At 58.0% G+C, this 20963-nt stretch carries 21 protein-coding genes; 12 read left to right on the top strand and 9 right to left on the bottom strand.

All coding sequences use genetic code 11. The features are described from left to right. Positions 1–71 precede the first annotated feature (71 nt). Entirely contained in the window at positions 72–2084 is a 2013-nt protein-coding gene (locus tag ACP90_RS12905) for an acetyl/propionyl/methylcrotonyl-CoA carboxylase subunit alpha (RefSeq protein ID WP_062488566.1), read from the bottom strand. 224 nt (positions 2085–2308) lie between these two features. Between ACP90_RS12905 and ACP90_RS12900 the strand changes: the two genes are divergently transcribed. The 3 genes from ACP90_RS12900 (at position 2309) to ACP90_RS12890 (ending at position 3851) form a co-directional block, all read left to right on the top strand. Then, positions 2309–2785: a hypothetical protein gene (locus ACP90_RS12900; RefSeq protein ID WP_022998276.1), complete on the top strand. Its 477-nt coding sequence runs from the start codon at positions 2309–2311 to the stop codon at positions 2783–2785. 120 nt (positions 2786–2905) lie between these two features. After that, positions 2906–3376, top strand: a complete 471-nt coding sequence (locus tag ACP90_RS12895; RefSeq protein WP_062488565.1) for a hypothetical protein — start codon at positions 2906–2908, stop codon at positions 3374–3376. 163 nt (positions 3377–3539) lie between these two features. Beyond that, a complete protein-coding gene (locus tag ACP90_RS12890; RefSeq protein ID WP_022998274.1) occupies positions 3540–3851 on the top strand; it encodes a hypothetical protein in 312 nt (103 codons plus the stop codon). A gap of 117 nt (positions 3852–3968) precedes the next feature. Here ACP90_RS12890 and ACP90_RS12885 read toward each other — a convergent pair whose 3' ends face one another. Then, positions 3969–5501 carry an acyl-CoA carboxylase subunit beta gene (locus tag ACP90_RS12885; protein WP_062488564.1) on the bottom strand — a complete coding sequence of 511 codons (1533 nt, stop codon included), beginning with the start codon at positions 5499–5501 and terminating at the stop codon, positions 3969–3971. Between the two features lie 308 nt (positions 5502–5809). On the opposite strand from ACP90_RS12885, the gene ACP90_RS12880 reads away from it, so the two are divergent. From ACP90_RS12880 to mgtE, 6 genes are all read left to right on the top strand, one after another. Further along, a complete protein-coding gene (locus ACP90_RS12880; RefSeq protein WP_062488563.1) occupies positions 5810–6760 on the top strand; it encodes an OmpA family protein in 951 nt (316 codons plus the stop codon). A 468-nt stretch (positions 6761–7228) separates the two neighbouring features. Then, a complete protein-coding gene (locus ACP90_RS12870; RefSeq protein ID WP_062491577.1) occupies positions 7229–8653 on the top strand; it encodes a circularly permuted type 2 ATP-grasp protein in 1425 nt (474 codons plus the stop codon). 9 nt (positions 8654–8662) lie between these two features. Continuing rightward, entirely contained in the window at positions 8663–9613 is a 951-nt protein-coding gene (locus ACP90_RS12865) for an alpha-E domain-containing protein (protein WP_022998270.1), read from the top strand. Between the two features lie 28 nt (positions 9614–9641). Then, entirely contained in the window at positions 9642–10460 is an 819-nt protein-coding gene (locus ACP90_RS12860) for a transglutaminase family protein (RefSeq protein ID WP_022998269.1), read from the top strand. A 132-nt stretch (positions 10461–10592) separates the two neighbouring features. After that, positions 10593–11324, top strand: coding sequence for a proteasome-type protease (locus ACP90_RS12855; RefSeq protein ID WP_022998268.1), 732 nt, complete (start codon positions 10593–10595; stop codon positions 11322–11324). Between the two features lie 77 nt (positions 11325–11401). Continuing rightward, on the top strand, positions 11402–12826 hold the full coding sequence (mgtE, locus tag ACP90_RS12850; RefSeq protein WP_062488560.1) for a magnesium transporter: 1425 nt from the start codon (positions 11402–11404) through the stop codon (positions 12824–12826). A gap of 36 nt (positions 12827–12862) precedes the next feature. On the opposite strand, the gene ACP90_RS12845 is transcribed toward mgtE, so the two are convergent. Beyond that, the gene (locus tag ACP90_RS12845) at positions 12863–13636 is read right to left on the bottom strand and encodes an ATP12 family protein (protein WP_062488558.1); all 774 of its coding nucleotides are present in this window, start codon (positions 13634–13636) and stop codon (positions 12863–12865) included. After that, a complete protein-coding gene (locus ACP90_RS12840) occupies positions 13636–14316 on the bottom strand; it encodes an HAD-IA family hydrolase (protein ID WP_062488556.1) in 681 nt (226 codons plus the stop codon). Before ACP90_RS12840 ends, ACP90_RS12845 begins: the two co-directional genes overlap by 1 nt. Before the next feature lie 401 nt (positions 14317–14717). Here ACP90_RS12840 and ACP90_RS12830 point away from each other — a divergent pair, with 401 nt between their 5' ends. The 3 genes from ACP90_RS12830 to ACP90_RS12825 all read left to right on the top strand — a co-directional run bounded on the left by ACP90_RS12830 (position 14718) and on the right by ACP90_RS12825 (position 16893). Further along, a complete protein-coding gene (locus tag ACP90_RS12830; RefSeq protein WP_062488551.1) occupies positions 14718–16007 on the top strand; it encodes a DUF2778 domain-containing protein in 1290 nt (429 codons plus the stop codon). 162 nt (positions 16008–16169) lie between these two features. Then, entirely contained in the window at positions 16170–16340 is a 171-nt protein-coding gene (locus ACP90_RS28535) for a hypothetical protein (protein ID WP_167579595.1), read from the top strand. A gap of 46 nt (positions 16341–16386) precedes the next feature. Next, positions 16387–16893 (top strand): ATP-binding protein, encoded by a 507-nt coding sequence (locus ACP90_RS12825; RefSeq protein WP_062488549.1) that lies wholly within the window; start codon positions 16387–16389, stop codon positions 16891–16893. 26 nt (positions 16894–16919) lie between these two features. Here ACP90_RS12825 and ACP90_RS12820 read toward each other — a convergent pair whose 3' ends face one another. The 5 genes from ACP90_RS12820 to ACP90_RS12800 form a co-directional block, all read right to left on the bottom strand. Continuing rightward, positions 16920–17939 (bottom strand): RluA family pseudouridine synthase, encoded by a 1020-nt coding sequence (locus tag ACP90_RS12820; protein ID WP_035909367.1) that lies wholly within the window; start codon positions 17937–17939, stop codon positions 16920–16922. 123 nt (positions 17940–18062) lie between these two features. Next, complete coding sequence (crcB, locus tag ACP90_RS12815) at positions 18063–18446, bottom strand: fluoride efflux transporter CrcB (RefSeq protein WP_055654707.1); 384 nt, start codon at positions 18444–18446, stop codon at positions 18063–18065. A 102-nt stretch (positions 18447–18548) separates the two neighbouring features. Then, complete coding sequence (locus ACP90_RS12810) at positions 18549–19337, bottom strand: sterol desaturase family protein (RefSeq protein ID WP_062488547.1); 789 nt, start codon at positions 19335–19337, stop codon at positions 18549–18551. A gap of 56 nt (positions 19338–19393) precedes the next feature. Next, positions 19394–20176 carry a sterol desaturase family protein gene (locus ACP90_RS12805; RefSeq protein WP_208993520.1) on the bottom strand — a complete coding sequence of 261 codons (783 nt, stop codon included), beginning with the start codon at positions 20174–20176 and terminating at the stop codon, positions 19394–19396. Then, complete coding sequence (locus ACP90_RS12800) at positions 20173–20958, bottom strand: sterol desaturase family protein (RefSeq protein WP_055654709.1); 786 nt, start codon at positions 20956–20958, stop codon at positions 20173–20175. The genes ACP90_RS12805 and ACP90_RS12800 overlap by 4 nt, the downstream gene beginning before the upstream one ends. Between the last annotated feature and the right edge of the window lie 5 nt (positions 20959–20963).

Genomic DNA, 20963 nt, shown 5'->3' with positions numbered 1-20963 from the left:
GTCGCAGGCCGCTGAATATCGGCAGTATCCGATGCCTGTCAATCAGGCTGCGTTAGGCGCATCACCCCGGATCAGGAAAACTCCATGATCACGGCGTCAACGGCAAGGCTGTCACCGGGCGTTGCCTTGATGGCGCTCACGACGCAGTCGCGCTCCGCTCTCAGCACGTTTTCCATCTTCATGGCCTCAACGACGGCAAGCTGCTCACCTGCCTTGACTTCCTGTCCTTCGGCCACCGCGATGGACACCACCAGACCAGGCATCGGGCACAGCAGCATCTTCGACGTGTCCGGCGGCAGCTTCTCCGGCATCAGGGCATCCAGCTCGGCAATCCGCGGTGTCATCACTTTCGCGACCACGGAATAGCCCTGCCAGTCGAGGCGGTAGCCACCGCGCAGGGTCCGGACCTGTACAGTCACATCCTTCGTGCCGACTTTTCCGGACCAGAGCGGATCACCTGGCGCCCAGTCAGCTTCCACATTGACAACGGGGCCATCGCCGATCGCGACATCAATTTCGACGGGCGTCCCCGGATACCCGGCAGCAAGCCGGATCGGAACATAGGTCTTGTCGAGCTTGATCACCCAATCTTCGCGGATGGCACCGGAATGGGCCCGCAACCGCCCGGGCAGGTGGTCCAGACGCTCGCGCTGCAACGCCCCCATGGACAGGGCAACGGCTGCAAGAACCGCATAGGCCTCGTCATCGGGAACCGCCGGCTCGAAGCCGTCCGGGTATTCGTCTGCGATGAAACTGGTAGCCAACTCGCCCGACCGCCAGCGCGGATGGTTCATCAGCGCAGTCAGAAACGGCACATTGTGCTGAATACCGTCGACGTAAAACGCATCCAGAGCTGAACTCATCGCATCGATCGCCTCCGCCCGTGTCGGCGCATGGGTGATCAGCTTTGCGATCATCGGGTCGTAGAACATCGAAATTTCCGAGCCCTCGACAACGCCGGTATCGTTACGGACGGTAATCCCGTTGCTGGCTTCTTCCGCCGGCGGCCGGTAACGCACAAGCCGGCCAATGGACGGCAGGAAATTGCGGTAGGGATCTTCCGCATAAATTCGGCTTTCGACCGCCCAGCCGTTCAGCTTGACGTCTTCCTGGGCAAGGTCCAGTTTTTCACCGGCGGCAACGCGGATCATCTGCTCGACGAGATCGATGCCGGTGATCAATTCGGTCACCGGGTGCTCAACCTGCAGACGCGTGTTCATTTCCAGGAAGAAGAAACTCTTGTCCTGCCCGGCGACGAACTCGACCGTGCCGGCGCTGTCGTAGTCGACGGCCTTTGCAAGCGCGACGGCCTGCTCACCCATCTTGCGGCGCGTTTCCTCATCGAGCAGAGGCGACGGCGCCTCTTCGATGACCTTCTGGTTGCGCCGCTGGATCGAGCATTCACGCTCGCCCAGGTAAATCGCATTGCCGTGCTTGTCGCCCAGGACCTGGATTTCAATATGGCGCGGGTTTTCGATGAATTTCTCGATGAAAACCCGATCGTCGCCGAAGGAAGATGCCGCCTCGGATTTCGAGCGGGTGTAGCCATCCCGCACCTCGTCCGCATTCCAGGCGATGCGCATGCCCTTGCCGCCACCACCCGCGGACGCCTTGATCATGACCGGGTAGCCAATGTCCGCTGCAATTTCGACGGCCTGCTCCGGGCTTTCTATGACGCCAAGATAACCCGGCACCGTGCTGACCTTCGCCTCATTGGCGAATTTCTTGGATTCGATCTTGTCGCCCATCGCCATGATGGCGCGCGGGTTCGGGCCGATCCAGACAATGCCTTCCTTCGCCAGCGCTTCGGGAAAGCTGGCGCGTTCGGACAGGAAGCCATAGCCCGGATGCACGGCTTCAGCCCCGGTCTCCTTGCAGGCCGCGATGATCTTGTCGGCGATCAGATAGGATTCCGACGCCGCCGCGGGACCGATGTGAACCGCTTCGTCTGCCATTTCCACATGAAGGGCATCGCGATCGGCATCGGAATAGACCGCAACTGTCTTTATGCCCATGCGGCGGGCCGTCTTGATGACGCGACAGGCAATCTCACCACGGTTGGCGACTAGTATTTTGGAGAACATGAATTTCCACCCAGCTGGACGATTTTCCATTTTGTAGGCTGCGCCACTTTGGCACGCAACTTATCCAAAGGGCGAGACGTGATTTTGCGGATAGTTGCCCAAACACTCAAAAACCGCATGCCGCGACAAGGACCGGCCAAAGGTAGTTCCGCGGAAAAGCGTCTATTTATCCGAATTTTAATAAACTTATTGCAGGAATTACCAAGGCAATGGGGAACAAATAAATGAAACGCATCCTTTCAGCGGCAATCATTGCGAGTGCTTTACTACCAACTTCCGCACTGGCGGAGACCGCAGGCAAGTGGAAGAGCGGCGAAATCAATGGCTTTACACGTTATTGGACCACCAACAACCTTGGCGCGAACTTCGTAGTCTGGTGTCATCCGAAACGCCGGATCAACGGCACCCTGCTTCATATTGATATCGACGGAAAAATGCCGCCACCACGCAGCAGGATCAAATTGATCATGGACCGCGAGATCCTGGAGCTGCCAATCAACGAGCAGGGATACGTGGAAACGGGTTGCGCCGCGTGTTCCGACAGCTTCGGCTATGTCTGGCACCGTTTGCGGTCATCCCATTCCCTTGCGGTGAAATTCCAGGACGACAGCTACGCTGGATTTTCCCTGCGCGGCGCCCAGAAAATCATTCCCGGAAACGTTTGCCCGACCGACTGGCAGAAGCAACACCCCAGGTCCTGAGGCATGGCGGCCTGGCCAAGACCTTGTGGCACGCCAGGCCGCTAGATTGCTTTCTTGATTGAAGGGCTTTTAACAGGGCACCTGTAATTTTCGTCGGTGACAGATTACGGAAACGGCTCGATGCGCACCGCCCTCTTTTCTTTTTTCTACCTGACACTTGCCACGAGCTTGCCGGCAATCGCAGCCGATTACGGCAAGTGGCATACCGACACGGCGTATGGCTACGAGCGCTACTGGACCGAAAGCTCATCAGGAGCACGGTTCACGATCTGGTGCCCGCCCAATCATGCCGTCAGGAACACCCTTATCGGCGTGCGCATCAAGGGTCGCAGGCCGGACCCCGGATCAACTGTCCTGGTCGAACTGGATCACAAGCTTATCAAGTTCAGGGCCGGAAACGACGGTTACATTTACAACGATTGCCCGGCCTGTTCCGACAACATGACCTATTTCTGGCACCGGTTGCGCTCTTCGGTAAAATTCGCGGTGCAACTGGAAGACAGACGCTATTCAGGCTTTTCCTTGAACGGCGTGCGAGAAGCCATGGCGGGGTCTGTCTGCTCAAGCCAGATGGCCCAGAATACGCGGTAAATTCCCGGTAGAGTTCTGACCGATGCGATTTATGTGCTCGCAATCACATTTGCGCGCCACAAGTTGGTGCACACTTCTCCTGTCACCAACTTTCCGGACCGTTCTGTTAGACTAAACCTTCAGAGCGTTCTTTCCGGTGGCAACGGCACGTCAGGAGACTTTCATGCGGAAAATGCTTCTTTGCGCAGCAGCGCTTGCCCTTCCCGGCCTTGTCATGTCGACGGCGGCCGAGGCACGTCCAGACCTTCGCAAGATGACCTGTGCCCAGGCGCAGAACATGGTGCGCCAACACGGTGCCGTGGTCTTCACCACGGGGCAGTACACCTATTCGATGTTTGTTTCGAACCGTAGCTACTGCGACCGTAACCAGGTCCTGTTCACGCAGTTCGGCCAGACGCGGGATACACCACGTTGCCCTGTCGCGTTCGAATGCAAGGAACCGCTGTTCCCGCGCGGTCTTTCGCGTTGGGACTGACCTGACAGACAGCAAACAGGCCGGAAAATCCGGCCTGATACAATCTCGTGTGTCACTGCTGCGGACCAGCGATCGTCTTCCGGAACCGAGCGAATGTATGCAAATCGGCTCTTCTTGCTAGAGCGGAATATTGTCGTGCTTTTTCCACGGCATATCCGCCTGCTTGGACCTGAGCAGGGCCAGAGCCTTGGACACACGCCGGCGAGTGGAATGCGGACGAATGACATCATCTATATAGCCGCGTTCCGCAGCGACGAACGGGTTGGCGAAACGGTCTTCGTAATCCTTCGTCCGCTTGGCGATCTTCTCCTTGTCGCCGAGTTCGGATCTGTAGAGGATTTCGACCGCCCCTTTTGCACCCATCACCGCGATTTCAGCAGACGGCCAGGCGTAGTTGATGTCGCCGCGGATGTGCTTGGAGCTCATCACGTCATAAGCACCGCCGTAGGCCTTGCGGGTGATGACGGTGATCTTCGGCACCGTAGCTTCCGCGTAGGCAAACAGCAGCTTGGCGCCGTGCTTGATCAGGCCGCCATATTCTTGCGACGTGCCGGGCAGGAAGCCTGGAACATCGACGAAGGTCACGATCGGAATGCTGAAACAGTCACAGAAGCGGACAAACCTTGCAGCCTTGCGGCTGGCGTCGGAATCCAGCACGCCGGCCAGAACCATCGGCTGGTTGGCAACGATGCCGACAGTGCGACCCTCGATCCGTCCGAAACCGGTAATGATGTTACCCGCGAAACTGCCCTGAATTTCGAAGAAGTCGCCCTCGTCGACTGTCTTCAGAACAAGTTCCTTCATGTCGTAGGGCTTGTTCGGATTGTCCGGAATGAGCGTGTCGAGGCTGGTGTCGATCCGCTCCGGGTCGTCATAGTTCGTCAGCTCCGGCAGGTCCGCACGATTGTTCATCGGCAGATAGTCGATCAGTCGGCGCATTTCCTGCAGGGCTTCGACGTCGTTGTCGAAGGCACCGTCCGCAATCGAAGACTTGATGGTGTGGATCGACGCGCCGCCCAGTTCCTCGGCCGTCACCGTCTCGTTCGTCACGGTCTTCACCACGTCTGGTCCGGTGACGAACATGTACGACGTGTCACGCACCATGAAGATGAAGTCCGTCATGGCCGGGGAATAGACGTCGCCTCCGGCACAAGGACCCATGATGAGCGAAATCTGCGGAATGACACCGGATGCCAGAACGTTGCGCTGGAACACTTCGCCGTAACCGCCAAGGGCCGCGACACCTTCCTGAATGCGGGCGCCACCTGCGTCGAACAGGCCGATGATCGGTGCCCGGTTCTGCAGGGCCATGTCCTGGAGCTTGGTGATCTTTTCCGCATGCGTTTCGGAAAGAGACCCGCCGAAGACCGTGAAATCCTTGGAGAACACGTAAACGGTCCGACCGTTGACCGTTCCCCAGCCGGTGATCACGCCGTCGCCGGGGATATGCTGCTCTTCCATGCCGAAATCGGTACAGCGGTGCTGTTTGAACATGTCGAACTCTTCAAAGGACCCTTCGTCCAGAAGAATTTCAATACGTTCACGCGCAGTCAGTTTGCCCTTGGCATGCTGCGCATCGATGCGGCGTTGCCCGCCGCCCAGCCGCGCGGTTTCGCGGCGTTGTTCCAATTCGGCCAGAACTTCTTTCATCCGGTCCTCCCAAAACTTGAGCTTGGATCACGCCGTAGCATGATCCCCCGACAGAGCCTAGTCAGCACATGGGCTTATGGGGAAACTACGCCCCATGAACCTTCCCTGCCAAACGCCCACAGAAGCTGGACGAATGTCAGGCAAAAGCCTTTATGGCCACGCTTTGCCCGATCCCAAACCTGCCCTGCCGTTTCCGCGCGCCGGGACAGACCAGGATCACTTCAATACGTGCCCTTTTTCGAAGCACGATTTTCAAACTCGAGAAATCTCATTTCAGGTCCAGGACCCATTCTTAACGGAGTACATTAATGTCAGGAAATTATGTTGTTGATCATCGTGACGGCGTCATCACGCTCGCGCGCCTGCAATATTTCGACGTCAGCCAGGCGAACCTCAAGGAAGATCACAAGAACTGGCTTCGCAGAAACGTCGTACCGCTGCTGAAGGGCAACGGCAGCATCAGTATCGTCGGACTTTCCAGCCGCAGCGGCAAGGCAGCCTTCAACAAGGCCCTGTCGATGAAGCGGGCAAATGCCGTTAAATCATTTCTGGAAGAATGCCTTCTGTCCAGCTTCCCATTCGATCTGGTCGACGGCCTTGGCGAATCCCTGGCTGAAGAAATGGGTCAGGAAGACGGCGTTGAAGACGGACAGTTCCGTGCCGTGATGATTTACGTGCATTCCCTGCCAACGCCGCCCAATCCGAAGGTCATCAAAACCCCGAAAAAGATGAAGCCCAAACCAAAGGCGGCTTCCACATTGTGGGTCGGCATCGGTGAAAGCCATTCAGGCGACCTTGTTGCCGTCGGGCGGTACAACTGGAATGGACGCCTTTACCGGGCCAGCGCCGATGACAACGGCTATGTCGATTACGTTGACCTTATGGCGGACGGCTGGAAAATCGGCGGCGGCCTGGGGGGCAGTGTCGGCGGCATCGTCATCGTGGCGCATGGTGTCAAGACGCCTAGCGAGTTCAACAAGAAGGGCGAATGGTCTGATTGGGACCTCGACCTGGCGATTGCCGGAAAGCTGGGGGACGTGCTCAAAGGCATCAAGGGCATCGGCAAGATCGTCAATACGATGGAGAAATACGAGGAACTGAGCCATGCCGCGATCGAACTCACCAAGAACAAGGGGTTCGTCAAGAAAGGTCTCTACACAATTCCGATGCTTGGCGTCGGTGCAGGCCTCCACGTTTGGACCGGGCGCAAATACGGCGACGTCTCGGTGATCTCGGTCGGCAGGACACTCATGCGCTAGCACCCTGTCTCCGGCCACCCATCCGCACACGCATCGGGCAGCAAATCAGATTTCGATCATGCTGCCCGACCTGCTCATCGACTGTGCATATTGGATTGAACACAGCTTCTGCCTGACTGAACAAGCAGATGTTACCACTCCGGTCTGGCAGGTTTTGACGGGCAGCAGACGCCCCCGATCCGTCCCCTCGTCTTTCCCGGTGAAGCCAGGCAGCAGGGATGCCGTTACGTTCATTTGAACCCGTCATTTTGGCGAAATTTGCACGCGCAAGCGGCGAAAAACACCGCCTTCAAATCCTTTTTCAGTGGTCGAAAAAAATATATTCAACCTGAGGGAACCTCAGGATTTTTCGATGAATTTCAGCTCGTTGCCTAATTTGCAGGCACTGTCGCCGCGACATTGAACTTTGACACCTTTCAGAATTTTGCCATGATTGCCCAAGAACGAAGCATCGGCAAAGGGGAGGCAATGGCGGACGAACGCACTTTCTTCAATGAAATGCTCGACGAGGCCAACAAGCCGCGCCAGCCATACGTCCGGCTCGCCAAATGGCTGGAAGATAAACCAGCCAACTTTCTGACCAAGAAGGGCCGCGACGCTGAAACCATTTTCCGCAGACTTGGCATCACCTTCGCGGTTTATGGAGCGGAAGAAGCTACCGAACGGCTGATCCCGTTTGATCCCATCCCGCGCATCATCTCGGCTCCGGAGTGGCGGCGCCTGTCTGCCGGCATCGACCAGCGTGTGCGGGCTCTGAACGCCTTCTTGCACGACATCTACCATCGCCAGGAAATCCTGCGCGCAGGCAGGATCCCGGCGGAGCTCGTACTGCAGAACGAGGCATTCCTGCCTGAAATGGCCGGGTTCACCCCTGCCCGCAAGGTCTATGCCCACATCATCGGAACCGATCTGGTCCGCGTGTCGGAAAACGAATTCTACGTGCTGGAAGACAACACGCGCACGCCTTCAGGTGTCTCCTACATGATGGAGAACCGGGAGACGATGATGCGTCTCTTCCCCGAGCTCTTTCAGAGTCACCGGGTCGCCGCCGTGGAGCAATATCCCGAGAACCTCCTGCAGACGCTGGAAAGCGTCGCACCGGATCCCTCGAAGTCTTCGCAGACGATCGTTGTCCTGACCCCGGGCATCTATAACTCCGCCTATTTCGAACACGCTTTCCTGGCTGATTCCATGGGCGTGGAACTGGTGGAAGGCCGGGATCTTTTCGTGGATGCCGGACATGTCTACATGCGCACAACGCGCGAACCGAAGCAGGTCGACGTCATCTATCGGCGTATCGACGATGCCTTCCTCGATCCGTTGACCTTCAATCCGGGCAGCATGCTCGGAGTGCCGGGCCTCTTCGATGCCTATCGCGCCGGCAACGTCACCATCTGCAATGCGCCGGGAACGGGTATTGCCGACGACAAGGCGATCTATGCCTATGTCCCGGACATCATCGAGTTCTACACGGGCCAGAAACCGATCCTGAACAACGTTCCGACGTGGAACTGCTCACGGCCGAATGACCTCGCCTATGTTCTGGATAATCTTGAGGACATTGTCGTCAAGGAGGTCCATGGTTCGGGCGGCTACGGCATGCTGATCGGTCCGACCGCATCGAAGCGGGAAATCGCGGAATTCCGGAAAGTCCTGGAAACCAACCCTTCCAACTATATTGCCCAGCCGACCCTGGCGCTGTCGGCCTGCCCGACGCACGTCGCTTCGGGTGTCGCCCCGCGTCACGTCGATCTGCGCCCCTACGTGCTGATCGGTGATCAGGTCCGCATCACGCCAGGTGGCCTGACACGGGTTGCCCTCAAGAAAGGCTCGCTCGTCGTCAACTCCAGCCAGGGTGGCGGCACAAAAGACACCTGGGTACTTGAGGACTGAGAGAACCAGATGCTCGGAAGAACCGCCTCTTCGCTGTTTTGGATGTCGCGCTACCATGAGCGTGCCCAGAATGTTTCCCGTCTCCTTGAGGTCGCCTGTCGTGGCGCCATCATCTCCCATTCGGGTCAGGAGGACGGAACCCACTGGACCTTCGCCCTCGCCTGCTCGGGGTGCGAGACCGGGTACAAGCAGAAATACGAGGAACTGAACGGCCGCAACGTGGCGGCCCACATGATCTTTTCCAAGGAAAACACCTCAAGCGTCCGCAGCTGCCTGGAACTTGCCAGGAACAACGCTCGTGCCGTTCGAACAGGCATCACGGCTGAACTCTGGGAAGCCATCAACACCACATGGATCGAGTTCACTGACGTGAACCCGCAATCCATCACCCAGGAAAAACTGCCGGACTTTCTTGCCTGGGTTAATCAGCGGGCGCACCTGTTCCGGGGCGCGCTGCTGAACACGATCCTGCGCGACGACGGTTATTTCTTCAGCCAGATGGGCAATTTCGTGGAACGGTCGGACAACACGGCCCGCATCCTCGACACCTACTACTGGACCCTGCTGCCGGACAGCGACATCATCGATGACGGCTCTCTGGAGCACTATCAGTGGTCCGCGATCCTGCGTGCCCTGTCCGGGCGGAGAAGCTACCGGTTTGCGTATCCGAATGCCCGACTGAAAGCGTTCAACATTGCCGAGTTTCTGATCCTCAGAACGGAAATGCCCCGGTCCCTTGCCCATTGCTACGACTGGATGGCCGATACCGCGGAAGACCTGGCCCAGTTCTATGGTTCGCGCGAACCAAGCCTGGACATGGCAGCGGACATGGCAAAAGACCTGGCTGAAAAGCAGATGCATGAAATCTATCAGCAGGGACTGCATGATTTCCTCTCGGATTTCATCAACAAAAACAATCTTTTCGCCCATCAGCTTTGCGAAGACTACAATTTCGCCTGACCCTGGAACCCCGCAGAACCGGTGCAGCATGCGACTGACTGTCAGACACACGACCCGATACCGTTACGAGACGCCACTCGCCAACGCCATGCAGCAGTTGCGCCTGACGCCCGAGGATGGCCCGAGCCAGAGAGTTGTCGAATGGTCCATCGAAGCACCCGGCATTGAACGGGCGACGACCTACAAGGACGCCTTCGGCAACCAGGTTCACATGGTTTCGCGCAGCGAGCCGATCGAGGACGTCGAGATCACCGCCAGCGGTATTGTCGAGACGACGGACACCAACGGAATTCTCGGCCACGAACCGGATGCCGGCATCCCACCGCGGATCTACACAAGGGTTACTCCGCTTACGCAATCCAACCAGGCGATCCGCAGATTGGCGGCCAATGCGGAGGGACATGACAAGATTGCCGGTTTCCATGCTCTGATGCATGCCATCCGCGACAAGGTCGACTACAAGGTGGGCGTCACCGAGACGCACGCTCCGGCCACTGCCGTGCTGGCCGCCGGAGAAGGCGTCTGCCAGGATCACGCGCATATTTTCATCGCCGCCGCACGTTCCATCGGCGTTCCGGCAAGGTACGTTTCCGGCTATCTGCTGCTGGAAGACGAACAGGCTTCGGAAGCCCATCATGCCTGGGCCGAAGTGATGATAAACGGTCTTGGCTGGACCGGATTCGACATATCCAACGCAATGTGTCCGACCGATCGCTATATCCGCTTGACGGTGGGCCTGGATTCCCGTTCAGCTGCCCCTATCAGGGGGATCCGTTTTGGCGGGCTTGAGGAAAACCTGCATGTTGAGGTCGATGTGGCCCAGGCCGCGTTCCAGCAACAGCAGTAAGTGTCCTTTCAAACCGCCCGAACAGGCTCACTCCAGCAAAAGATATTAAAGGGCAACCTGCGCCCTGCCTGATGGATGCTTGCCCTTTGGGGGCTCCAGCAACGGGTCTTGGCGCAGTCTGAGGGCTTGGGAATGACCTATTGCGTTGGCTTGAAACTGGATCGCGGGCTGGTGTTCGCCGCGGACACACGCACCAACGCCGGTGTCGACAACATTGCCACCTTCAAGAAACTCCACGTATGGGAAGAGCCAGGCGAGCGGGTGATCACCCTGCTCTCTGCCGGCAACCTTGCCGTCACCCAGGCCGTCGTATCGCTTTTGAGTGAGCACATCACGTCCGCGGAAAGCGACCGGGCGACGCTGATGACCGCAAAAACCATGTTCCAGGTTGCCCGCCTCGTCGGCAGTGCGGTTCGTGAGGTCAAGGCGATCGACGGCGAAGCCCTTGCAACAAGTGCGGAAAACTTCTTCGTCACCTTCATTCTGGGCGGCCAGATCAAGGGTGAGGAACCGCGCATGTTCCAGATCTATGCGGCCGGCAACTTCATCGAGGTTTGTGAAGACACGCCCTATCTGCAGATCGGCGAGCACAAATACGGCAAGCCGATCCTGGACCGGGTCACGCGTGCGGACATGCGCCTCGGTGAAGCGGCCAAGCTGGTGCTGCTGTCCTTTGACAGCACGCTGAGGTCGAACCTGTCTGTCGGCATGCCCATCGACATGTTGCTCTACAACACCGACAGCTTTTCCACCGACCGTCAGGTGCGCATCCAGCAGGACGACCCGTATTTCCAGAAACTGTCCCGGGGCTGGTCAGACAAGCTGCGGCAGGCCTTTGCCGATATTGAGGAATTTGAGGTCTGATCCCGCAGGAAACTGTCAGGCGGACGTCACAATCGATCAGTAGAAGCGGACCGGACCCTTCCGGAAAGTGAGTATCCATGTGCAATTCCAGCGACGTCGCCGAGCTTGATCCAACCGCATGGACCAGGGAGCCGGCTAACGAACCGCTGGAAATCAATGATGCTGCGCTCAGGGCCGTGCGCGAGATGATCAAGTCGGGCCAGCGCACGCAGCTGGTCGAACTGCTCAAGCGCTGGGACCCCGTCGACGTCATGCAATTGTTGACGCGGCTGCGCCTGAAACAAGCCCGCAAATTGTTCCAGTGGTTGCCGGCCAACCCGTCGATCAAGGTCATTGCCGAGCTTCGACCGGAATTCCGTTCGATTCTGATGGAAGAATCCACCCTTGAGCAGTTTCGGGATATTCTCGCCGGTCTCGATCCGGAAGACGCCATCGAAATTCTCAACGAGTTTCCGGACGATGTAGCGGACGAACTGATCGCCCGCTTGCCGGATGTGGAAGACATCGCAACGCGCGGTTCCTATGCCGACGACACGGCGGGCCGCGTGATGGCCCGCAAGTTCGTCGCCCTTCCCGAAACCTGCACCGCCGGCGAAGCCGTCGCGCAGATGCGCGCGGAAGCCAGCCGCATTCGCAAGGTCTTTACCGTTTATGTGACCGATGCCGACGGCAAGCTGACCGGAACTGTGGAAGTCGGCAAGCTTCTGCTCGCGCCGGCGGACGCCCCCTTATCCAGCTTCATGAACCGCGACGTCATTGCCGTGTCCACGGACACCGACCAGGAAGAAGTGCTGCGGCTCGCCCGAAAACGCGACATGCGCACCGTGCCGGTCGTCAGCGGAGAAGGCCACCTGATCGGCCGGATCACGCCCAAGCAGTTGACACGCATCGCCTCGGACGAAGCCAACGAAGACATGCTGCTGATGAGCGGCGTTTCCTCAGAAGCCAGGTCGGATGACACGGTGCTGCGTATAGTACGCGGCCGCCTCCCCTGGCTGCTCGCCGGTCTGGTGGGGGCCAGCGTTGCTGCAACGGTGGTCGGTTCCTATGAAGACCAGTTGGCGGAAGCCGCCATCCTGGCCGCTTTCATTCCCGTCACCATGTCGATGGCCGGAAACGCGGGCCTGCAGGCCTCCGCTGTGGCGGTACAAGGCATTGCGACCGGAGCCTTGTGGTCCGGCGATATCTTCTACCGCCTGCTGAAGGAACTGGTGGCGGCGCTCTTCAATGGCGCTATCGCCGGCACGATCCTAGGCTGTCTCGTGCTCGTGGCTTCGCTGATCGTGCCGCTGGAAGACCCGCTGCACCTTGCCCTAGCCACATCGCTGTCACTGCTGTGCGTCACCACGCTCGCGGCCATGGTAGGCGCCACCATACCAATCATTCTGGACAAGATCGGCATCGACCCGGCCATGGCCATCGGTGTCTTCATCACCTCGTCCAACGATGTCCTCGGCGTGCTCATTTTCTTTCTGATGGCAACGACGTTCTACTTGGGGTGAAGCCAATACGCTCCACACCATATCGCAGAGAAATTGTTACGCTTCTTGCAGGATCAGAACCGCCGCGTCGAATTCCTTGCGCTTGTAGGCCCGGACGAGAGCAGCTTCCGCGTCTTCGCCCCAGCGCTCGATGTTGAAGTCCTCTTCCACATGAGCGGCCGTCCAGGCGGCATCGGCGTCGAGGTAGTCTTCCAGCAGACCAAGCCCCAGGAGCGCGGAGCCTGTCAGGCTGGTGATCGTATGGAGCGCTGCGAGGCGCATCGGCGTCAGGTCGGAAAGTCGGGCCCGATAGGCGACAAGCAGCGGTTCCGGCTGGGCAGCGTGAATGACACTTTCGATCAGCACGAAACGGCCGCCGAGCAACCCGCCTGCCCAGTCCACGACCGGATCCCACAAGCGCCTTTGGGTGTCGATAAGGCTTTGCGGATCGTCCGCGCGGTAGCACAGCGCATCATTGCCGGCAAACCGGGTGATATCGTCAGCCACTTCGCCAAACCGGATGCTGACTGCATCAAGCGCTGAATTGGAAATCCGGGTCAACGGCATGGTGGCCGGATTGATTTCCTTCTGCTGTGCCTGCCATTCGGCGGCAACCGCTGCAGCAAGCGCCTCACTCGGCAGCAACAAGGCCGCCTTGCCCGGTGTCTTGACGGGCCTTCCGTCCAGATGGATCGCGAAACCGCCGTCCACGGCAACATGGCTTGCTTCCTTGTAGAAACGCTTAGGCAATTCGCGCCGGGAGAGTTCGCGCGCCCGCTGCTCCGGATCCTTGGCCGCATCTTCCTGCAAGGTTTCAAGAAAGTCGCGCATCACATTGTTTCCTTGTCGAAATCCAGAAGTTCACCAAGTGCCAAATCCAGCTCGGCATAGATCTGGATGATCTTGTCTGCACCATCAGCACTCAGCCGGTCATGATCATGATAACCCCAGGCTACGCCCAAGGCATGTGTGCCGGCGGCCTTGGCCATCGCCATGTCAAAACCGGTATCACCGATCATGATGGTTCGTGTCCTGTCCGCTCCGGTCTCCGCCATTGCCCGCAGCACCATGTCCGGATGAGGCTTGGAGGGCGAGGTATCAGCTGTCTGGACGGTCACGAAGCGACCATGCAGATCATGGGTATCCAGCATGTGCGTGACCCCACGCATTGCTTTGCCGGTGGCAATTCCAAGAAGGACATCGTCACGCGCATTCAACCGGATGATAGCCTCGCGAGCACCCGGATAAAGCGGGTCGAGATCCAGCCCTTCCCTCCTGCGGGACCACTTGGCCTGTTTATAGGCGTTGGACATCACCGGGATCTTGTCCTGGTGTTCAGGTCCAACGAGATCCAGAAAAGCCTCGTCCAGCGACCGTCCGACGATTGAGAGCGCCGTTTCCCGGTCAGGCATGGGCAGGCCCACAGCCTCGAAACCGACCTGCAGCCCCTGCAAAATGGTTTTCTGACTGTCCACCAGCGTGCCGTCGACGTCGAAGATGATCAGATACATGGGCATCCTGTGCCAAGCGAACGGAAAGTAGCCCGCATGTGCCGGGTTTTCCCCCGGGGGTCAAGAGCACATTTGACACTGCCCCGGACTGGAAGTTTTACCGACATCTACGTCATTGATTGGTAAATTCAACAATAGGCAAAGACTTCCACAATCTGCGGCAAATTGACGTTCAATCTTTGGATATCGCCATTTTTGAAAAACCGCCCGAAAATTGCCTCTTTAGAGTGATTACCGGTCTCTTGGCCGCTTGCATATTTATCGTAAAGAACTTGGTTACCATGATCGACGATACTGCTGCAGGCGGGTGGGCATGAACGTTTGGGGCAAGATTGTCACCAAAGGATACGAATTTGGAGCGCGGTCGAACAAGACCGGCGTAACAGAGTGGTTTTGTCTGAATGATTCAGAAGAAACAAAAGGTCGGCCTGAAGGGGCAAGCAACATCCCGGAAGACCAGCCGGACTTTTTATACGATCCTCGCGGGGGCAACTTTGGTGATATCCGGCTTGGCCGGAACCGCCACTTATCTTGGAACCTCGATCGCCCAGTCTCAATTTGTCGCTGCCGGCACTGAGCCGCAGGAGAAATTGACGCTTGCGCAGACAACCCCTGCCACAGCTTCTCTTGGTCTGGCCCCGATTGCGCTGACAACGAAAAAACGACAAAGCGCCGAAGCGGAAGCCGCTCTTGCAGCGGAAAAAGCCGCTGAACAGGCAGCAGCAATAGCTGAGAAAGCAGAAGCTGCCCTCAAGGCGGAAGCGGCGGCACTCGAGGCCGAGGCTAAAAAGGCTGCGAAGGTGGCCCTTGCCGCCAAGCTCGCAAGGCTGAAACTCGCCCAGACACTTCTGGCCCATCAAGCTGCTTCAGAAACCACAAGTGTTGCCGCGCTCGATGTACCGGCAGCCGATGACACTGCGCCGAATGTCGAGGTCGCAGCGTTACAAAGCGTCGGCACCACGGCTGAAGCAGAGACAAATGTTGCTGCAAAACCTGAACAGACGGCCGTGAACATTACCATGGCTGCAGGTAATCCGGCCAAACCCGGCGCCATTCTGCCGCCGACCCCGGACATGAAACCCGAACCGCCGCGCCGCAGCGCGCCTGTGGTTGCAGAAAACCGTCCTGAAGGCAGGGAAAAGCCTGAACAAGCTTCTCCCGTTCTGGCCTATGCAACGCCAGGAAATCCCGAAGAAGATGAAAACGGAGTGTTCGGCGGTCTCGGCAAATTGTTCGGCAGCGCCAAGCCCGGACTTCCCGGTGCAGGCAGCAAGATCGCCGTCTATGACATCAGCGCCGCAACCGTTCACATGCCGGACGGCACCAAGCTGGAGGCTCATTCCGGCATTGGACACCGGATGGACAATCCGAAGTTTTCGCACGTGAAGATGCTCGGCCCGACGCCGCCCAACATCTACAACTTGAGAATGCGCGAGCGGCGCTTCCATGGCGTGGAGGCCATTCGCATGCTGCCGCAGGACCGTGCTGCCATGAAAGGCCGTGACGGCATGCTGACCCATACGCGTCTGCTGCGCCGCTCCATCGGGTCCCATGGCTGTGTTGCCTTCAAGGACTACAACAAGTTCCTGAACGCATTCAAACGCGGCCACGTAAAGACCTTGATCGTCGTTCCGTCGATGGAAAAGCTGCCGACCTACATGGCAAAACTTCAGCGGAGCACCGGAGCCTGACCTTGCAGGCAACTGCCGGATTGGATATGCCTTCTAAACATCCCGTTTTCAGTCGAAAGCGGGATGTTTCATCGTTTTGAGGCCGCCAGCACATTCTGGTCTGACGGCCTCAATCAGGCAACTGCCGTTGTAGCATAGCGCCCTGCCCGCCCGGAGCTTTTCTTGACCAAGATCATCCTGTTGCTGCTGTTCATGATTGCCGCGATCCAGGTGATCAAACCGCTTGGCTGGCCTGGTCTCAAGAAACGCTCGGATGCCTGGAAACTGGTGGCGGGAGTTGTGTGCATCACCTTTGCGTCGGTGATCCTGGGTGCACTGTTTCAGGGCGTTTGATTACGTCCACCAGGTTTGCAAACATCCGACAGTGAGCTCCCATCAAATGCTACGATCTGACGACGCTCCAACTCTACATCTGTTTTGCGGCAAGGTTGCTTCCGGCAAGTCGACATTGGCGGATCGCTTTGCCGAGCGTCCCGGCAACATTCTCCTGCGGGAAGACGTCTGGCTATCCGGTCTCTACGCTGACCAGATGTCCAGCCTCGCAGATTTTGTCCGCTGTTCGTCACTCTTGAGAAAAACGATAACGCCGCATGTGGCTGCCCTGCTGGAAAGCGGTCTTTCCGTGGTACTGGACTTTCATGCCAACACGAAAGAAAGCCGGCAATGGATGCGCGCCATTGCCGACAAGGTCGAGTGCAAGCATCAGCTTCATTTTCTCAATGTGCCGGATGAAGTCTGCAAGGAACGGCTTCGCCAGCGCAATGCCGCAGGCAAGCACGAGTTCTCGGTGTCCGAGGCCGAGTTCGACCTGATCTCAAGCCACTTTCAGCCACCGGCGGAAGATGAGAACTTCAATCTGAAGATCTATCCCGCAGCCGGCACCTAGGCTTCTGGCAAAGCAGAGAAGCGCTATCAGCGCTTGTTGAGCGCGTCGTCCGGATCATCCACTTCCGGATCATAGTCCGTTGCATCAAATCCGAGCAGATTCCAGGTCTGCTGCATGTGTGGCGGCAGCGGTGCCGAAACATCGATCGTGCCATGGCCCGACGGATGCGGGATCACGATCCGGCGCGCCAGCAGATGCAGGCGGTTCTGGATACCACCCGGCAGCTCCCAGTTCTCGATATTGAAATACTTGTCGTCACCGATGATCGGATGGCCGATATGAGCCGCATGTGCGCGCAACTGGTGCGTTCGGCCCGTCACCGGCTTCATCGTCACCCAGGAAAGCTTCTGGCCGGACTTTTCGAAGACGGAATAGAGCGACACGGCGTGCTGTGCCTCATCGTCGCCCTGACGCACGATCTGCATGCGTTCTTCGCCGTCATTTCTGGCCAGGAAGGTGGAAATGCGGCCCTGAAACGGCTTCGGAACACCCGCCAGGATTGCCCAGTAGATCTTCTGGGTATTCCGGTGACGGAAGGCCTTTGTCAGTTCCTGCGCGGCCTGACGCGTACGGGCAACCAGAATGATGCCGGAGGTCTCACGGTCAAGACGGTGCACCAGACGCGGCTTGTTGCCCTTGCGGTCGGTATAGGCGTCCAGCATGCCATCCAGATGGCGCTTGAGGCCTGAACCGCCCTGAACAGCAAGACCTGCCGGCTTGTTGAGCACCATTACCTGGCTGTCTTCAAACAGCAGCATGTCCTCAATGGCCTTGCGGTCGTCAGCAATCAGCTTGGTGGATTTCGGCTTGGCATTCTTCTTGTCGTCCGCCGGAAGTTCCACCCCGAGAGGTGGAATACGGATCATCTGCCCCTTGGCGATACGGGTGTTGGTCTCGGCACGCTTGCCGTCGACGCGGACCTGCCCCGTACGCAGCAGTTTCTGCAGATGACCAAATCCAAGGCCCGGGTAATGGGACTTGAACCAACGGTCGAGGCGCATGCCCGCCTCATCAGCGGACACTTGTTTCTGTTCAATCGCGGACATGTTTTTCTCAAATTCGGCATCCGGCCTGCCGCCGTGACGCGCATCCATCATCCCTGCATCAAGGCGGGGGGAAAATTCGTTCCGCAGCGTATAGGCGGAATCGGCCCGAAAGGGAAGGAATTCTTAAGTTGCGACCTGACGCATGATCATCAGTCCGGCAAACACGGCAAGAATGGACAAGGCGACAGAGGCAAGAACATACATGAGAGCCAGATGCGTGTCGCCGCGCTCCCACAGCACTGAGGTGTCGAGCGAAAACGCTGAGAACGTCGTGAAGCCACCGAGGAAGCCGGTCGCCACGAAATAGCGCAATGACTGCAGGTTGCCGGTCTCATGGCGAACCAGCCAACCGATGAAAAGCCCCATGGCCAGTGAGCCGACGACATTGACAGTAAGAGTTCCGACAGGAAAACCCGGCCCAAACAAACGGAGCGTCGCAAGCGACACCAGATGCCGTCCGCCCGCACCCAGACCACCGCCCAGCATCACCAGCAAAAGATGTTTCAAACCATCGCCCCGCTTCTAACTGGTCCCAGCCGTCCCTGAATACGCCGGGTTCAATCCATGCATGGGTGAACCATCACGGAATCTGCCGGGCCAGGGAAAGCCCTATTCGCCGGGAGCCGCCGGCTTTGCAGCCGATTTTTCGCCCATCTGTTCAAACACCTTGACCTGTTCATCGTACTTCGGGTCGATGGTGCCGCAGACACGGTCCCAGAACGAAAAGAAATTGGCGTAATTGTAGCGGAAGCGCGAATGGTGCTGATCGTGGAAAGTCACGCAGACCATCGGCGAAGGCATGCGTGACATCGGCGACGCCCAGAATTCGAAACCGGAATGGCCGATTGTACCGTTGAAATGGTCCCACAGCCGGTGAACGATCAGCACGGGGATCGGGATCGGCAGGAAGATGACCGCCCACAGATAATAGCTCTGCATGACAAAGGCATCGACCAGATCGTCGGAATAGGTGCTCCAGACAGTCGGCGCGACCGAGCGGTGATGCTCGGCATGAAAGCGGTACATCGCCTTCGTATGCATGAACCGGTGGCCCCAGTAGAACCAGGTGTCGAAGGCAAGGATGGAAACGACAAACATCAGGATTGCCGACCACCAGGTCAGCTCCAGCGGCGCGACCAGGGTCCAGCCCTTCATCGAAAGGAAGATGCCGCCGGCAAGACAGCCCGCGGTCACGGTCAACGAATAGACGCTGGCCCGGATTTCCTTCCACATGCGCTTTTCACCACGCCGGTTCTGCTGAATACGCCGCTCCGGGTGCCGGTTCTGTATCTTCACCAGCACCCAGCCGGTCGCAAAATACAGGAACACGTTCACAGCGTAGCACGCTGCGTAAATCGGCAGGAATTCAAGCAATATCGTCAGCGCCTGATCGAGCATATCTCTTCATACATCCATTTGGTCGGTTGGCTGACACATGTGAGTACTGTGCGGGCTTACCCGGTTGCCTTGACTTTCGTTTCTTCCGAATCCGGAATTTCGCCGGTCTCTTCCATGGAACGCACCAGCACATCGTACTTCGGATGCACCGTTCCGCAGATCCGGTCCCAGAACGAGAAGAAGTTACCGTAATTGTAGTGAAACTGCGAATGATGCAGATCATGGAACGTCGTGCAAATCAGCGGCGAAGGGAATCGCGACGACTTGGACGCGAAATATTCAAAGCCCGAATGGCCGACCATGCCTGAAATCTGGTCGAACAACCGCAGGGCAAAAACGCTCAAGGCCGGCACCGGCAGCACGAACCAGACCAGAAAATAGAAAAAATGCTCGATCAGGGTGTCGACCGTGGTCGAGCTGTCGTTGCTCCAGACCGTCGGTGCAATCGAGCGGTGATGAGGCACATGGAACTTGTAGAGCGACGGCCAGTGAAGAATCCGGTGCCCCCAATAGAACCAGGCATCAAACAGGACGAAGCAAACGGCGAACATCAGCGGAAACGACCACCAGCTGAGTTCCAGCGGAGCGAACAGTGTCCAGCCCTGGGTCTGAGCGAAATATCCGGACGACAGCAGGACGGAAGATGTCGCCAACGCCTTCATGGAGGCGCGGATTTCCTCCGCCTGGCGCTTCATGCCGTCACGGTGTTTCTGGATCCGCCGGTCAGGATGACGGGCATTTATCGCGATCATTGTGAACCCGGTCGCGAAATAGACCGCCACCATGGCCGCGTAGGTGAGCACCAGAACGATGAGGTAATCGACAAGAAGCCCCATCATGATTTTTCCTGTTTGCCGGTGCCGGCATAAAGCGCCTCAAACCCTTCCACCCGTTCGTCATAGGTCGGATGGATGGTGCCGCAGAACCGGTCCCAGAAGGAAAAGTAGTTGGCGTAGTTGTAGACGAAATACTGGTGATGCTGGTCGTGGTAGAGCGTGCACAGCAGTGGCCAGGGTTTGCGTGCGCTCGGGCTTGCGAAATGTTCATAGCCGCAATGGCCAATGGCGGCCGACACCTGGTCGAACAACCGATGGCCCAGGAAAACCAGCGGCGGAATTGGCACAACGAATAGCACAAGCGCATAATAGGAATGGGCGAACAGCGTATCCACACTGGAGCCTGCATCATTGGACCACACTGTCGGTGTCACCGTCATGTGGTGCGGCTTGTGGAACCGGTAGAACATCTTGGTGTGCAGGATCCGGTGCCCCCAGTAGAACCAGGTATCGTGCAGGGCCAACGAGATGACGAAGAACAACGGCACAGACCACCAGGACAACGCGACGGGGTCGAACAGCGTCCAGCCACGCAGCTGGGCATAAAGGCCGATGGAAAGGCAGCAGCTCGTGATCGACAGCTGCCCCATGGAAGATTTGATATCGCGCAGGGCATCGTGGGTCGGCTGGCGCTTCTGGATCTTGCGGTCAGGGTGACGCCTGTTCATCACCGTCATGGTCAGGCCGGTCGTGAACAGCACGATCAAGCTGGAAGCGTAAAGCACCAGAAAGAACCCCAGAAACACCTCCGGGCCGGTCCCAAAATGTTCGGCAATAAAAGTCATCAACT

This window comes from Labrenzia sp. CP4 (genome assembly GCF_001579905.1).
In the GTDB taxonomy this organism is placed as follows: Bacteria; Pseudomonadota; Alphaproteobacteria; order Rhizobiales; family Stappiaceae; genus Roseibium; species Roseibium algicola.
The sequence above is the reverse complement of the archived record's forward strand: the minus strand, read 5'-3'. Positions and strand labels throughout refer to the sequence as shown.

Excerpts from the sequence above, each read along its gene's own strand:
- ACP90_RS12855 (WP_022998268.1), top strand. The coding sequence starts at position 10,593 with ATGACCTATTGCGTTGGCTTGAAACTGGATCGCGGGCTGGTGTTCGCC.
- ACP90_RS12870 (WP_062491577.1), top strand. The coding sequence starts at position 7,229 with ATGGCGGACGAACGCACTTTCTTCAATGAAATGCTCGACGAGGCCAAC.
- ACP90_RS12820 (WP_035909367.1), bottom strand. The coding sequence starts at position 17,939 with ATGTCCGCGATTGAACAGAAACAAGTGTCCGCTGATGAGGCGGGCATG.
- ACP90_RS12885 (WP_062488564.1), bottom strand. The coding sequence starts at position 5,501 with ATGAAAGAAGTTCTGGCCGAATTGGAACAACGCCGCGAAACCGCGCGG.
- ACP90_RS12890 (WP_022998274.1), top strand. The coding sequence starts at position 3,540 with ATGCGGAAAATGCTTCTTTGCGCAGCAGCGCTTGCCCTTCCCGGCCTT.
- ACP90_RS12880 (WP_062488563.1), top strand. The coding sequence starts at position 5,810 with ATGTCAGGAAATTATGTTGTTGATCATCGTGACGGCGTCATCACGCTC.
- ACP90_RS12805 (WP_208993520.1), bottom strand. The coding sequence starts at position 20,176 with ATGATGGGGCTTCTTGTCGATTACCTCATCGTTCTGGTGCTCACCTAC.
- ACP90_RS12900 (WP_022998276.1), top strand. The coding sequence starts at position 2,309 with ATGAAACGCATCCTTTCAGCGGCAATCATTGCGAGTGCTTTACTACCA.
- ACP90_RS12865 (WP_022998270.1), top strand. The coding sequence starts at position 8,663 with ATGCTCGGAAGAACCGCCTCTTCGCTGTTTTGGATGTCGCGCTACCAT.
- ACP90_RS12905 (WP_062488566.1), bottom strand. The coding sequence starts at position 2,084 with ATGTTCTCCAAAATACTAGTCGCCAACCGTGGTGAGATTGCCTGTCGC.
- mgtE (WP_062488560.1), top strand. The coding sequence starts at position 11,402 with ATGTGCAATTCCAGCGACGTCGCCGAGCTTGATCCAACCGCATGGACC.
- ACP90_RS12895 (WP_062488565.1), top strand. The coding sequence starts at position 2,906 with ATGCGCACCGCCCTCTTTTCTTTTTTCTACCTGACACTTGCCACGAGC.
- ACP90_RS12845 (WP_062488558.1), bottom strand. The coding sequence starts at position 13,636 with ATGCGCGACTTTCTTGAAACCTTGCAGGAAGATGCGGCCAAGGATCCG.
- ACP90_RS12860 (WP_022998269.1), top strand. The coding sequence starts at position 9,642 with ATGCGACTGACTGTCAGACACACGACCCGATACCGTTACGAGACGCCA.
- ACP90_RS12800 (WP_055654709.1), bottom strand. The coding sequence starts at position 20,958 with ATGACTTTTATTGCCGAACATTTTGGGACCGGCCCGGAGGTGTTTCTG.
- ACP90_RS12830 (WP_062488551.1), top strand. The coding sequence starts at position 14,718 with ATGATTCAGAAGAAACAAAAGGTCGGCCTGAAGGGGCAAGCAACATCC.
- ACP90_RS12840 (WP_062488556.1), bottom strand. The coding sequence starts at position 14,316 with ATGTATCTGATCATCTTCGACGTCGACGGCACGCTGGTGGACAGTCAG.
- ACP90_RS12810 (WP_062488547.1), bottom strand. The coding sequence starts at position 19,337 with ATGCTCGATCAGGCGCTGACGATATTGCTTGAATTCCTGCCGATTTAC.
- ACP90_RS12825 (WP_062488549.1), top strand. The coding sequence starts at position 16,387 with ATGCTACGATCTGACGACGCTCCAACTCTACATCTGTTTTGCGGCAAG.